General features: G+C 33.4%; 12 protein-coding genes. 7 read left to right on the top strand and 5 right to left on the bottom strand.

Annotation, left to right across the window (positions count from 1 at the left end; genetic code table 11):
• The first annotated feature begins 11 nt into the window (after positions 1–11).
• From ACNC7R_RS15095 to ACNC7R_RS15070, 6 genes are all read left to right on the top strand, one after another.
• Positions 12–1,673, top strand: coding sequence for a family 16 glycosylhydrolase (locus tag ACNC7R_RS15095; protein ID WP_417941899.1), 1,662 nt, complete (start codon positions 12–14; stop codon positions 1,671–1,673).
• Between the two features lie 79 nt (positions 1,674–1,752).
• Complete coding sequence (locus ACNC7R_RS15090; RefSeq protein ID WP_417941898.1) at positions 1,753–2,508, top strand: family 16 glycosylhydrolase; 756 nt, start codon at positions 1,753–1,755, stop codon at positions 2,506–2,508.
• Between the two features lie 315 nt (positions 2,509–2,823).
• On the top strand, positions 2,824–3,408 hold the full coding sequence (locus ACNC7R_RS15085) for an RNA polymerase sigma factor (RefSeq protein ID WP_417941897.1): 585 nt from the start codon (positions 2,824–2,826) through the stop codon (positions 3,406–3,408).
• 51 nt (positions 3,409–3,459) lie between these two features.
• Positions 3,460–3,603: a hypothetical protein gene (locus tag ACNC7R_RS15080; RefSeq protein WP_223681598.1), complete on the top strand. Its 144-nt coding sequence runs from the start codon at positions 3,460–3,462 to the stop codon at positions 3,601–3,603.
• Between the two features lie 506 nt (positions 3,604–4,109).
• Positions 4,110–5,174 (top strand): hypothetical protein, encoded by a 1,065-nt coding sequence (locus ACNC7R_RS15075; RefSeq protein WP_417941896.1) that lies wholly within the window; start codon positions 4,110–4,112, stop codon positions 5,172–5,174.
• Positions 5,175–5,865: 691 nt separating this feature from the next.
• Positions 5,866–6,930 carry a tetratricopeptide repeat protein gene (locus tag ACNC7R_RS15070; RefSeq protein ID WP_417941895.1) on the top strand — a complete coding sequence of 355 codons (1,065 nt, stop codon included), beginning with the start codon at positions 5,866–5,868 and terminating at the stop codon, positions 6,928–6,930.
• Positions 6,931–6,949: 19 nt separating this feature from the next.
• Here the strand turns inward: ACNC7R_RS15070 and ACNC7R_RS15065 are convergent, their stop codons facing one another.
• The gene (locus tag ACNC7R_RS15065) at positions 6,950–7,600 is read right to left on the bottom strand and encodes an endonuclease III domain-containing protein (RefSeq protein ID WP_417941894.1); all 651 of its coding nucleotides are present in this window, start codon (positions 7,598–7,600) and stop codon (positions 6,950–6,952) included.
• Between the two features lie 223 nt (positions 7,601–7,823).
• Between ACNC7R_RS15065 and bcp the strand changes: the two genes are divergently transcribed.
• Positions 7,824–8,276, top strand: coding sequence for a thioredoxin-dependent thiol peroxidase (bcp, locus tag ACNC7R_RS15060; protein ID WP_223681594.1), 453 nt, complete (start codon positions 7,824–7,826; stop codon positions 8,274–8,276).
• A gap of 75 nt (positions 8,277–8,351) precedes the next feature.
• Here the strand turns inward: bcp and ACNC7R_RS15055 are convergent, their stop codons facing one another.
• The 4 genes from ACNC7R_RS15055 to ACNC7R_RS15040 form a co-directional block, all read right to left on the bottom strand.
• Complete coding sequence (locus ACNC7R_RS15055) at positions 8,352–11,072, bottom strand: DNA gyrase/topoisomerase IV subunit A (RefSeq protein WP_417941893.1); 2,721 nt, start codon at positions 11,070–11,072, stop codon at positions 8,352–8,354.
• A gap of 26 nt (positions 11,073–11,098) precedes the next feature.
• Positions 11,099–11,719, bottom strand: coding sequence for a hypothetical protein (locus ACNC7R_RS15050; RefSeq protein WP_417941892.1), 621 nt, complete (start codon positions 11,717–11,719; stop codon positions 11,099–11,101).
• A gap of 61 nt (positions 11,720–11,780) precedes the next feature.
• Positions 11,781–11,903, bottom strand: a complete 123-nt coding sequence (locus tag ACNC7R_RS15045; protein ID WP_280115297.1) for a hypothetical protein — start codon at positions 11,901–11,903, stop codon at positions 11,781–11,783.
• Between the two features lie 3 nt (positions 11,904–11,906).
• Positions 11,907–13,775, bottom strand: coding sequence for a DNA topoisomerase IV subunit B (locus ACNC7R_RS15040; protein WP_417941891.1), 1,869 nt, complete (start codon positions 13,773–13,775; stop codon positions 11,907–11,909).
• Positions 13,776–13,869 lie beyond the last annotated feature (94 nt).

Genomic DNA, 13,869 nt, shown 5'->3' with positions numbered 1-13,869 from the left:
AAAAAGAAATCATGAGCAAAAAAATAATCATAAAGATAGTATTCTTATTTACTATTCTCCTGATGACGGGTTGTCAGAAAGATGATTACGCATTTGGAGATATAAATGCTCCAACAAATATTCAGATAACTGCTGAAATTGTTGGGAAAACATCTGCAGAACCCTATGGAGACGGATCAGGAGTTGTTAAACTTATAGCAACCGGAGATGATGTGATTTCGTATAAATATGTATTTAGTGATGGGACTTCAGAGAATTCTCCTAGTGGACATTTTGATAAACGATTTACTAAAACAGGCGTAAATAAATATATCGTTACCGCTATTGCCTATGGAAAAGGAGGGATAGCTACTAATGCCACAATTGAAGTTGAGGTTTTAAGTAATTTTAGTGATCCTGAAGCAGTTAATTTCCTGACTGGAGGATCGTCTAAAAAATGGTATTGGTCAGCTTCTGAACCCGGACATTTAGGAGTGGGACAAAATGATGGTGATGCAACCAAAAATTATTATGCAAACTATTATCAGGCAGGTGCGTTTGAAAAGGGATCTTCACCAGTCAGCAGCTGTTTGTATGAAAACGTATTGACTTTTTCTTTAGATGGAGAACAATTAAAATACGAACTGAATAATGGCGGTTCAACCTTCTTTAATGCTGCTTTTGCAAGTGTTGCCGGGGGAAGTTCACCTGATGACGCATGTCTGACATACAATGCAGGAGGAGTGAAAAATGTATCCCTGAGTCCGTCAGAATCTGTTGTGACTAAAAATCCTAATCATGCTACTCAAACAAGAGGGACGATGCTAAACTTTTCAGATGGTGGATTCATGGGGTATTACATTGGTCAGAGTTCATATGAAATTTTATCTATTACAGCTAACAGGATGGTTGTAAGAGCTGTTATGGGTGGTAATCCAGCCTTGGCATGGTATCATATTTTTACGACAACAAAACCAACTCAAGTTACGGATATAGATTATACTAATTTAGTATGGTCGGATGAGTTTAATACTGATGGCGCACCAGATTCGGCTAAATGGGGCTATAATTTGGGAACAGGAGATAATGGCTGGGGAAATAATGAAAAACAGAATTACACTAATGCTGCTACTAATGTAATCGTTCAGGGTGGAAACCTTAAGATTACCGCAAAGAAAGAATCTTCTGGAGGAGCTGCTTATTCGTCTGCAAGATTAGTTTCTGAAAATAAATTCGAATTTAAATATGGAAAAGTAGAGGTAAGGGCCAAACTTCCAATAGGTGCCGGAACCTGGCCAGCCATCTGGATGTTAGGACAAAATTACGCAACAAATCCATGGCCCGCCTGTGGTGAAATTGATATTATGGAACATGTAGGGAACAATCAAAATGTAATTCTTGGCACATTGCATTATCCAGGGCGTTCTGGAGGAAACGCTGATACAGGCAGTAAAACAATAGCCAATGTTTCAACTGAATTTCATGTGTATAAAGCGGTTTGGAGCCCAGCGTCCATAAAAATATATGCTGATGATACACTCATACATTCAGTTGCTAATAACGCTTCATTACCATTTAACAGTGATTTCTTTTTGATATTGAATGTTGCGATGGGAGGAAACCTCGGAGGAAATATTGATCCCGCTTTTACACAGTCTTCTATGGAGATTGATTATGTAAGGGTCTATCAATAAAAGAATTAATTCGTATGATGAAAATTGGAAGGCCAGTTTTTGCTGGCCTTCTTAATTTCTTAATTTAAAAAATATTAGCATGAAAAAAATAATGTTGCTTTTTGTAATTAGTAGTTTTTGCATGGGTCAGCAAGTAAAAAGAAAACTGATTTGGGAAGAAAATTTTAATAAGAAGATAAATGAATCTGTCTGGAATTTTGAAGTTGGTGACGGATGTCCAAATCTTTGCGGCTGGGGAAATAATGAAAGACAAATTTATACCAAAACCAACCATGAAATAAAAGAGGGTAATCTTGTTATTGAAGCACGAAAAGAAGGCGAAAAGTATACTTCTACAAAAATTACCACTAAAGGAAAAAAAGAGTTTTTGTATGGCCGGATTGAAGCAAGGGCAAAACTGCCCGTAGGTCATGGTCTCTGGCCGGCATTTTGGATGTTAGGAGCCAATATTGATGAGGTAAAATGGCCTAAGACAGGAGAAATTGATATTTTAGAGTATATAGGCAGGGATCCGCATATGGTTTATACCACACTGCATACTCAGGATAGTCATGGTAATACAATCAATACTAAAAGAACGGAGTTTCCGAATATAGAAGAAGGATATCATATTTATGCTATTGAGTGGAATAAAGATAAAATTGATTTCTTTGTTGACGAAATTTTGGTTTATACTTTTAATCCTGAAGTAAAAAATGAGGATACCTGGCCTTTTAATAAGCCATTTTATATCATTATTAATTTAGCTATTGGAGGGAATTTTGGAGGGCCGGATGTTGATGATGCGATCTTACCTCAAAAATTTTATATTGATTATGTTCGTGCCTATAAATAATATAAAATAACTACTATTAAAAAAAGAGTGTAACTTGTTTGAAATAAATATTTTAGATAAGTAACACTTCTTTTTTTTTAACAGTTAAAACGTTATATTATTTAAGATTTACACATACTTTATGGATGAAATTTAAAATTAATTAATATTATTTCGAATTTTACTACTAATTATTGTTCTGTTGATTTGCTTTTTAAAATAAAAAATTGTTAAATTTGGGCAGATATTAACAAACTCAAAAAGATAAGCCTATACAATAAAATTACTTTTTAGAAAATTACTCCAAATTTTAAATAACTAAAAAAGTAGTATATTATGGCTGATCTGTATATTCCTGACGCTCTATTGGTTAAAAATTATGTTGAAGGCAATGAAAATGCTTTAGCAACATTAATAAAAAGGCATGAGTCTAAAATTTATGGATTCATATATTCTAAGATTGCTGATAGAGATATTTCAAATGATATTTTTCAAGATACCTTTATTAAGGTTATTAAAACTTTAAAATCCAACTCATATAACGAAGAAGGTAAATTCCTTCCCTGGGTGATGCGAATTTCTCATAATTTAATTGTGGATCATTTTCGCAAAACCAAAAAAATGCCAATGTACAGAGAAACAGAAGAGTTTTCGATTTTTTCGATTATGTCTGATGATTCTTTAACTATTGAAGGCAAAATGATTCTGGATCAGGTTGAAGTTGATCTTAAAAAACTGATTCAGGAACTTCCTGAAGATCAAAAAGAAGTATTGATAATGCGAATGTATCAGGACATGAGTTTTAAAGAAATTTCTGAATTAACCGGTGTAAGTATTAATACAGCATTAGGCAGAATGCGTTATGCGCTAATGAATTTAAGAAAAATTATCGACAAGTATCAAATTATTTTAACCAGCTAATACTATTTTAGATATTGTAGCGTTATACTGGTATAAAAGCATTTTCATAGTATGGCGAAAATTTACTCTAAAAAGACATTAGCTTCTAAAGATTTAAAACCAAACAAAGAAGTCGTTTCTTTTTTATTAAGTTATTCACAAGCTTTAAAAGTTGTGAAAATCGATAATAAAAGTTTTGAAGTTATAGCTAATTAAGCAGCCCACTACTTTTGTCGGATGTTTATTCGAAAGAGAACCAAATGGTCGTTTTGGTCGAAAGCTCACTATTCGTATGCAAATACAAATAGTGAGTTTTTTTATAAACTAAGTTTATACTCTTACAGGCATTGAGAGTATTTGTAATACGAAATGCTGCTATAAAAAGAACTTATTCTTTTAACGAATTATTTCTTTTTGAAGGGCCTTGTGAAAAATAATTTGTATTTTATTTGTGTATTCGTTTTTTAATTCTATTTTTAGCTAAAAAATAAATTACCCTCAAAAAATGATATAAAAAAAAACATTTATAATTTTAATTAAGTTAAAAAATGATTTTTTTATATGTAGTGAATGTCTAACCGTATAAAATTTGTTGATATGATAAAAAACTACCCTAATTTTTCTATCTAGTTTGATGAAGCTTTTAAATCCAAGATTTACAAGCCTACAGTTTTGCATCTAAACGCAGCCCAAAATCTATTAACTATCAAACTAATCTAAACATGAAATTAAAATTTATAATGTTATCAATAGTATTGATACATGTTGGAGTGTATTCTCAAAAGTCTCAAATAAAAGATGCCCAGTCTTTGTTTGAAAAAGGGAAATCTGAGGAGGCAATTGTAATTTTAAAAAAGACAGAATATTTAATCCTAAACGCCCCGGATGAAGAAAAATCAGATTTTTATTTTTTAAAAGGCAATGTGTTAAAAGATCTGGCAGTCAAAAATATTGATGCTGCTAATAATTTTTCCGCTGCATCTCAATCTTATCAGGATGTAATTTTATATGAAAATGAAGCTGGTAAATACAAACTTTCCGTAAAAGCAAACCTGGCTTTAAAAGATATGAAGTCAAAACTTGTTAATGGCGCAATTAGTGATTTTAACGCAGGTAATTTTAAAGAGAGTGCAGAAAAGAGCTATAAAGTATATTTATTCGATAAAAAGGATACAATGAATTTATACAATGCAGCGGCTGCTTATATAAATGCAAAGGAATATGGTTTGGCCATCCAATATTATGAGCAGTTAAAAAAAATCAACTTTTCAGGAAATGGAGTTCTTTATTATGCAACGAATAAGAAAACAAAAGAAGAAGAAGCTTTTATCTCTCCAAAAGCAAGAGAGTCCTATATTCAGGAAGGACTTTATGAAAAACCGAGAAATGAAGCTATTCCTTCCAAAAAGTTCGAGGTAAATAGAAACTTAGCCTATGCTTATTTGGAGAGAAAGGAATTAGCAAAAGCAGAGGCGACCTATAATTATCTTTTAGAATTAGATCCTAATTATATTGATGCATACGTCAATCTGGCTTATTTAAAGCTAGAATCAAAAAAAGAAATAATAGACAAGATTGATGCTTTGGGGAATTCTAAAAAAGAAATGCTCGAGTATGATAAATTGTCCGCAAAAAAAGATGAAATAACAAAAAGTGCTATTCCGTATCTTACAAAAGCACTTACTATCGATCCAAAAAATCCAGAAGTTACAAAGATGCTTTTAGGGATTTACAGATCCTTAGATATGACAAAAGAGTATAATTCTCTAAAGGGAATTAGTAATTAATAACAATGAACTTTATTAGGCATTATTGTTTAAAAAAGACTTAGAGCCTGTTTAAAATTTAAATATTTAGATTTTTATGAGATTATTTTTCGATAGATGAGGCAAATTTTGAAAGAATAATAGACTTATTTTTGAGTAAATTTAACGAAATATAGCGGAAAATAAGCCGTAAAAAGCAATTAGATAAAATCTAAACAGGCTCTTAGTAGTTTAAAATTTAAACTTAAAGGCTTAAGCTTTATCAAGATTTTTTATTTCGAAAGAAAAACCAATTGGCGTTTTGGTTGAAAGCTCACTATTCGTATGAAAATACGGATAGTGAGCTTTTTTATGCAATAATTTATTTTATGATAAAAATAGATAATCAATCTTAAATTTTTAATTAGTTAAAGAAATTGTACTTTAATTAAGATTTTTATTAGTACGGTGTTAAAGTTTAGTGCTTTGTTAGTTTGCCTGATTTTTGCCTTTAGGTTATTGAAAAAAAGCTTTTATTTTGTACCAATCAATAAATCTAAATTTGTCGGATTAGAAATGAGTTAGATGAAAAGAAAATAATAAAATAAAATTTAAAGCATCAATTGTGATATCTATGAAAAAAAACTACGATAATTTATTTTGTTTTGTTTGCCTCCTTTAAATGTATACCACATTCAATTATCAATTTTTAAATAACCAAACTCAACAAAAAATGAAAAATAATATTAAAATACTATCCTTTCTATTATTGGTTAATGTTGGGGTATTTGCCCAAAAAGATCAAATAAAAGAAGCTCAGTCTTTTTACGATAAAGGAAAAATTGAAGAATCATTAACAATTTTAAAAAAAATTGAATATCTTATCGTCAATGCCCCAGACGCAACCAAATCAGATTTTTTTTACTTAAAAGGAAATAGTTATAAAGATTTAGCGAATAAGAACATAGATCCTAAAAATAATTTCACATTGGCTTCTGGTGCATACCAGGACGTACTTTTGTATGAAAATGATTCGCGTCATTACAAATATGCTTTTAAGGCAGATTTAGCTTTAAAAGATATTAAATCAAAACTCGTTAAAGGGGCAATTAGTGATTTCAAAGAAGGGAAATACAAAGAAAGTGCTGATAAGAGTTATGAAGTTTACTTATTTGATAAAAAAGATACCTTAAACTTATACAATGCAGCAGCAGCTTCCCTAACAGGTAAAGATTATGTTTCATCTATTAAATATTACGAGGAACTAAAAAAAAGGAACTATACAGGAACAGGGACTATTTTTTATGCAACTCATAAAAAGACAAAATTAGAAGATGCTTTCGTTTCTTTAGGTGCGCGTGATTTGGCCGTCAGTGAAGGTGTATATGAGAAACCCAGAAATTTTTCGCCTCCTTCCAAAAGAGAAGAAGTGTTAACTAATCTCGCTTTTTCATATTTAGAGAGAAATGATTTTGCTAATGCAGAAAAAAATTATCAGGATGCTTTACAGGTAAATCCTAATTGTATTAATTGCTGCATTAACATTGTTTTTGTTAAAATGGAATTGAAAAAGAGATTGTTGGATCAGATGAATGCATTGGGGAATACTCCACAAGAAGTAAAGCAGTATGACGAATTAAATGCTAAAAAAGATGAAATTGTGAAAAGTGCAATCCCATTTCTTAAAAAGGCGTTACTTATCGAGCCAAGCAACGAAGAAGCAAAAAAATCACTTTTAGGCATCTACAAAGCTTTGGAAATGACGAACGAATATAATACTTTGAAAAATAGTAAATAATATATTGGAGCTGCTAAATTTACTTTTTAGCAGCTTCTTCTATTATTGATTTTTTACCAATAGTCCTGGTAATAATATCTTTCTCCAGACTCCAGCCTCTTGCAGGTGAATATTCACGGCCGTACCAGATAATTTGTAAATGCAGGTCGTTCCATAATTCTTTTGGGAAAAGCCTTTTTGCATCCTTTTCGGTCTGAACTACATTTTTCCCATTTGATAAATTCCATCTGTACATCAATCTATGGATATGTGTATCAACCGGAAATGCCGGAACCCCAAATGCCTGAGACATTACCACGCTTGCTGTCTTATGGCCAACAGCCGGCAAAGCTTCAAGAGCCTCAAAACTCTGAGGAACTTCTCCGTTATGTTTTTCAATTAAAATTTCAGATAATCCGTAAATTCCTTTTGATTTCATTGGTGACAACCCGCACGGACGAATAATTTCCTTAATTTCTTCTACAGACATTTTTACCATATCATATGGGTTATCAGCCTTAGCAAATAATAAAGGGGTAATCTGATTCACGCGGACATCTGTACATTGTGCTGAAAGCAATACAGCAATCAATAACGTATAGGGATCTTTGTGGTCAAGCGGGACAGGTATAGTAGGGTAGAGCTCTTTTAACGTATTTATAACAAATTGTACTCGGGCTTCTTTATTCATTTCCGTATTTTTATTACCGTAAAAATAGCATAATTTTGATGATGTGCCTAATCCGGCTTTCCGTTTCAACTCCTCATTGTCAAAGTAACATTTTTAAGCATTAACAAGAGCTTCCGCAGGTCGCTTTCTTAATGCAAAAAATGTAAACTCTCACAATTCCGGGGTTTTCACTATAATCCGGGGCAGAAAACAAGTAACAATTCATAATTAACAATTATAAAACATGACGACATTACAAAAAGGGGATAAAGCACCCAATTTTTCAGGAACAGATCAGGACGGAAAAACACATACACTGGCAGATTATAAAGGAAAAAAGCTGGTTGTTTTCTTTTACCCCAAAGCGAGCACACCGGGTTGTACAGCAGAAGCCTGTGATTTAAGGGATAATTTTGAGCGTTTTAAAGCTAATAATTACGAACTTTTGGGTGTAAGCGCTGATAGTCAGAAGGCGCAATTGAAATTCAAAGACAAATACGAATTTCCTTTTCCGCTTTTGGCAGATGAAGACAAATCAGTAATCAATGCTTTTGGAGTTTGGGGACCAAAGAAATTCATGGGAAAAGAATATGACGGAATTCACAGGACCACTTTCGTAATTGACGAAAACGGAATAATCGATGAGGTTATTTCGCAGGTTAAAACAAAAGAGCATGCAGCTCAAATTTTGAAATAATAATAATGTATAAATTACAATAAAAAATGCCCTTTTCGAAGGGCATTTTGGTTATTTTTATTTTTATTTGAACTGTCATTCCAAAACCAAGCCAATCTGACCGTCGTCATCTAATTCAGTTTCTACAGGATCGTCTTCTGAAATTTCAGGTCTTTCCGGAACTTCTTCAACAGGTTCTTCATAAGGAAGCGGTTCTAATAAATTGACTTGTCTTAACTTTTCTGTTGTTAATTGATTTCCTAAAGCTTTAAAACCTTTTACAGCTATAAAGTCTGCTACATCTATATGAAGATCTTCTTTTTGCACTCCTTTTACTTTTGCAAAAACCAATTGTGCCACGGGACGATAATCGGTAGATACAATTTCTAATTGAGAATTTGGATGATCGGTAATAAAACTTTCTTCCTTTCCTTCATTTTCTACCAGGAAACGTTTTAAGAAATAGCGCTCTTTTTCACCATCGTAATAAATAGCAGAAATCGGTTTTTTAGGCTTCCATTTCTCCAGTACAATCATATCTTCTTCAAAGTGAGTCGATAGCTCTGGGATAATAACTTTTAATTTTCCAGATTGACTGATAACTAAAATTTTGTCGGTTGGTTTGAATTCGCCCAGTAATTCTCCTCTTCCGTCAACGTTTAGACGTTTTACCGTGTCATCAAACCAGACTTTTCTAGGCAATAAAGTCGAAATTCCTTTTTCTTTTAATTCGATTTTCTTGATCGGATATTTGGTAACCAGATTTCCTTTCGAACTACGTCCTTTAATAGCTAATTTCGCAAAATCAATATCAAATTTCAGTTTTTTGATGGTTCCAATCTGGCGCAATAAAATTGTCACCACTTCAGCTTCTCCATTTGGATTGTGCGAAAAATAAACAACCTGAGAACCTTTGGTTCCATTCGTTAAATCATATGCTTTATCTCTGGTAACTCCGGTAACGTTAAAACGTTTAATGTAAGATGGTCCGGATTTTCCATCTCGGTAAATCATGTTGTAAATGGTACGTTTATCGCTTTTATCAAAAACGGCAACATGTATAATATCTTTTCCAACAAACGTTTTGGCGTCCACTTTTGTAATCATCATTGTACCATCGCGCAAAAAAACAATGACATCGTCAATATCAGAACAATCACCGACGTATTCGTCTTTCTTTAAGCTGGTTCCTACGAAGCCTTCTTCGCGGTTTACATATAATTTGGTGTTGCGTAAAACAACTTTTGTGGCTTCAACATTATCAAAAACACGAAGTTCAGTCTGACGTTCGCGTCCTTTTCCGTATTTCTCTTTTAATTTGGTAAAATAGGCAATAGCAAAATCGGTAAGATGCTCCAGATTGTATTCAACCTCTTTCATTTCTTCTTCTAATCTCGAAATCAATTCGTCTGCTTTATCTGAGTCAAAACGGGTTATACGAATCATTGGAATCTGAGTCAGTCTTTGTAAATCCTCATCGTTGATTTCTCTTACAAATGATTTTTTGAAAGGCTCGAAACGGTCATACAAATATTTGTAAAGGGACTCCCTGTCACCGTATAATTTGAAATCAATGTACATTTCTTCACGAATGAAGATTTTCTCCAAAGTAGAGAAATGCCACTTATTTTTGAGCTCTTCTAATTGAATTTCGAGCTCTTGTTTAAGCAAATCAACTGTTCTTTCAGTTGAAATCTTCAGCATTTGCGAAACACCAATGAATAACGGCTTATTATCTTCAATTACGCATCCTAAAGGTGCAATTGAAGTCTCACAGGCTGTAAATGCAAACAAAGCATCGATTGTTTTGTCTGGCGAAACTCCCGGGAAAAGATGAATTAAAATCTCAACATCAGCTGCCGTATTATCTTCAATTTTTTTGATTTTGATTTTACCTTTTTCATTGGCTTTCAAAATACTGTCAATTAAACTTGAGGTATTGGTAGAAAACGGAATCTGTGTAATGACCAGTGTATTTTTGTCTAACTGTGAAATTTTAGCACGTACACGCACACGTCCGCCGCGCATTCCGTCGTTATAGTTGGAAACGTCGGCGATACCAGCCGTCATAAAATCAGGATAAAGCGTAAATGGTTTTCCTTTTAAGATTTTAATCGAGGCGTCAATTAATTCGTTGAAATTATGAGGCAAAACTTTTGTAGAAAGTCCAACCGCAATACCTTCTGCTCCCTGAGCTAAAAGCAATGGGAATTTTACCGGAAGATTGATGGGTTCGGCTTTTCTGCCATCATACGAAACGCCCCATTCTGTAATTTTTGGAGAATATAAAACCTCCAAAGCAAACTTTGACAAACGTGCTTCGATGTAACGCGAAGCTGCTGCTCCATCGCCTGTTAAAATATTACCCCAGTTTCCCTGGCAGTCAATCAATAAATCTTTTTGACCAATTTGCACCATAGCGTCACCAATACTAGCATCTCCGTGTGGGTGATACTGCATTGTGTGACCTACAACATTGGCAACTTTATTATAACGACCATCATCCAGCTCTTTAAGCGAGTGCATAATACGACGCTGTACAGGCTTGAATCCGTCTTCGATAGCAGGAACTGCACGTTCCAGAATTACGTACGAAGCGTAATCCAAGAACCAGTCTTTGTACATTCCGGTTACTTTCGTAATCACGTCTTCGCCTTCTTCTTCCTGATTTTCGTAAAAATGCTGCCCTTCAAAGTGTTTAGCATCTACGTCGATAATCTCATCGTCATCTCCATTTTGATTGTCATCAATTTGGTTTTCATCCTGATTATTCTCGTCGTCGTTTGGAATTATGTTATCGTCTTCTTCGTCTTTCATTTTTATGCTGAATTATTTCAGTATTTTTATTTAACGCTATAATTTAAATATCCTTTTTTTCTTAAAATCTCATATTCTTTTTTTTCATCATCATAATCAACAAAAAGTTTTATCCCAGATTTTCGAAAAAAATCACTCATATCTGAGTAGCAATATTTTTGAAATCCATCTAGATTTGCAGAATTTCTAGAACCTACACAAGTTATACAAAACTCATCATAACCGATAATTCTGTTTTTTTGATCTCTAAATAAAATCAAATGTCTGGGTCTGTAACAAGCTGCACTCATTTCTTCAGGAACGCAGGTGTCACACAAAATTAAATTCAAAAGTTCTTTTTCCTGAATTTTATTCAAAGTTACTCTCTCTTCTATCATTGTAGTATCAAAAGTCAACTTATAATTATCAACTAAATCTTTTACAAATGGTTGCTTTCCTTTATGTTTTATAGTATCCCAAGAAATTCTATCATAATAGGAAATCAATTCAATTTTTGAAAAGTCTTTGATGGGAAATTCTCTTTTGTGAATCATTTTGCTAACTGATTTAGCAATAGGAGTTCCTTCTATTTCTGCTGTTTCTTTTGCTTTTTCATTTTTACAAGAAACTAAGGAAAGGATAACAATCAAAAATATTATTTTCTTCATACAACTGTAGTTTATTTTATCTTGCAGGCTTTTTAGTTACTATCAAAAAATCAGTGTAATCTTATTTAACCTGAATGTTTTCAATTGTATTCTGACTCTTTTTATAATTTTTAATTAAAACATAAGTGATTGCAAAACTTACAATAAAAACTAGTGCAGCGTAAATTAATTTCTTCTTTTCCATTTTTTATATTTCTTCCAGTTCGTCAATTTCCACCTTCAGATTCTTGATAATAAACTCTTGCCTGTCCGGAGTATTTTTACCCATGTAGAAAGACAACAACTGCTCAATGGAAGTATGTTTATCCATCATAACTGGATCAAGACGAATCGTGTCTCCGATAAAGTTCTTAAACTCATCTGGAGAAATCTCTCCCAAACCTTTAAATCGCGTGATTTCTGGCTTTGGTTTTAGTTTTTCGATTGCTTCTTTTCTTTCTTCTTCAGAATAACAGTAAATCGTTTCTTTCTTGTTTCGAACCCTAAAAAGAGGCGTTTGTAAAATATACAAATGTCCTTCTTTGATTAATTCTGGAAAGAATTGTAAAAAGAACGTAATCAAAAGCAGACGAATGTGCATTCCGTCGACATCGGCATCGGTTGCGATTACGATGTTGTTGTAACGTAATTTTTCTAATCCGTCCTCGATATCCAATGCAGCTTGAAGCAAGTTGAATTCTTCGTTTTCATACACAATTTTTTTAGTCATTCCGTATGAATTCAAAGGCTTACCACGCAAACTAAAAACCGCTTGTGTATTAACATCACGTGATTTCGTAATCGATCCGGAAGCCGAATCTCCCTCGGTAATAAAAAGCGTACTTTCTAAGTTTCTTGGGTTTTTGGTATCTGGAAGATGCGCACGGCAGTCTCTTAATTTTTTATTATGCAGATTGGCTTTTTTAGCACGATCTGTCGCCAGTTTTCTAATTCCTGACAATTCTTTACGCTCACGTTCAGCCTGAAGAATTTTTCGTAATAAAGCATCTGCAGTTGTTGGGTTTTTATGCAGGTAATTATCAAGTTTCGTTTTGATGAAATCGTTAACGAAAGTACGAACAGAAACGGCTGGAGTTCCATCATCTGACCCCATATCGGTAGAACCTAATTTGGTTTTGGTCTGAGACTCAAAAACTGGTTCCATTACTTTGATGCTGATCGCACTTACAATTGATTTACGAACATCTGATGCTTCGAAGTTCTTATTGTAAAACTCACGAATTGTTTTTACAACGGCCTCACGGTAAGCGGCTAAGTGCGTTCCTCCCTGTGTGGTATTCTGACCGTTTACGAAAGAGTGATATTCTTCGCTGTACTGCGTTTTACTGTGTGTCAGCGCAACTTCGATGTCATGCTCTTTTAGATGAATAATCGGGTATTCTAAATCTTCCTCATTAATTGTTTGTTCTAATAAGTCACGAAGTCCGTTTTCTGAATAGTATTTTTCTCCGTTAAAAATAATCGTCAGGCCATTGTTTAAGTAACAATAGTTTTTGACCATTTTAATCACATATTCTAAACGGAATTTATAGTTTTTGAAAATCGTCTCGTCTGGCGTAAAAACTACTTTTGTTCCTTTGCGTTTTGTTGTATCAATTACATCTTCTTCCTGGACAAGATTTCCTGCAGAGAATTCCGCCGCTTTTTGTTTTTCATCACGAACTGATTCTACGCGGAAATAATTTGAAAGGGCATTAACCGCCTTCGTTCCGACACCATTCAAGCCAACTGATTTCTGAAAAGCTTTAGAATCGTACTTTCCTCCGGTATTCATTTTTGAAACTACGTCGACTACTTTACCCAGTGGAATTCCGCGTCCGTAATCACGAACAGAAACTGTTTTGTCTTTAATATTTACTTCAATGGTTTTTCCGGCTCCCATAACGAACTCATCGATACAGTTGTCTAAAACCTCTTTTAATAAGATATAAATACCATCATCAGGTGATGATCCGTCCCCTAATTTCCCGATGTACATACCTGGACGCATACGGATATGTTCCTTCCAGTCGAGTGAACGAATATTATCTTCGTTATATTGATTTTGCTCTAGCATAAATGAATTTAGGATTTTTTGCTAATGTACCATTTATCGGTAAAATATAAAAGTGTATTGTTTATTTGTTATGAATAATAACAGTTTAAAATCT

It is taken from the genome of Flavobacterium adiutor (assembly GCF_048282555.1).
Taxonomy (GTDB): domain Bacteria; phylum Bacteroidota; class Bacteroidia; order Flavobacteriales; family Flavobacteriaceae; genus Flavobacterium.
This window is presented reverse-complemented; position numbering and strand designations above follow the sequence as displayed.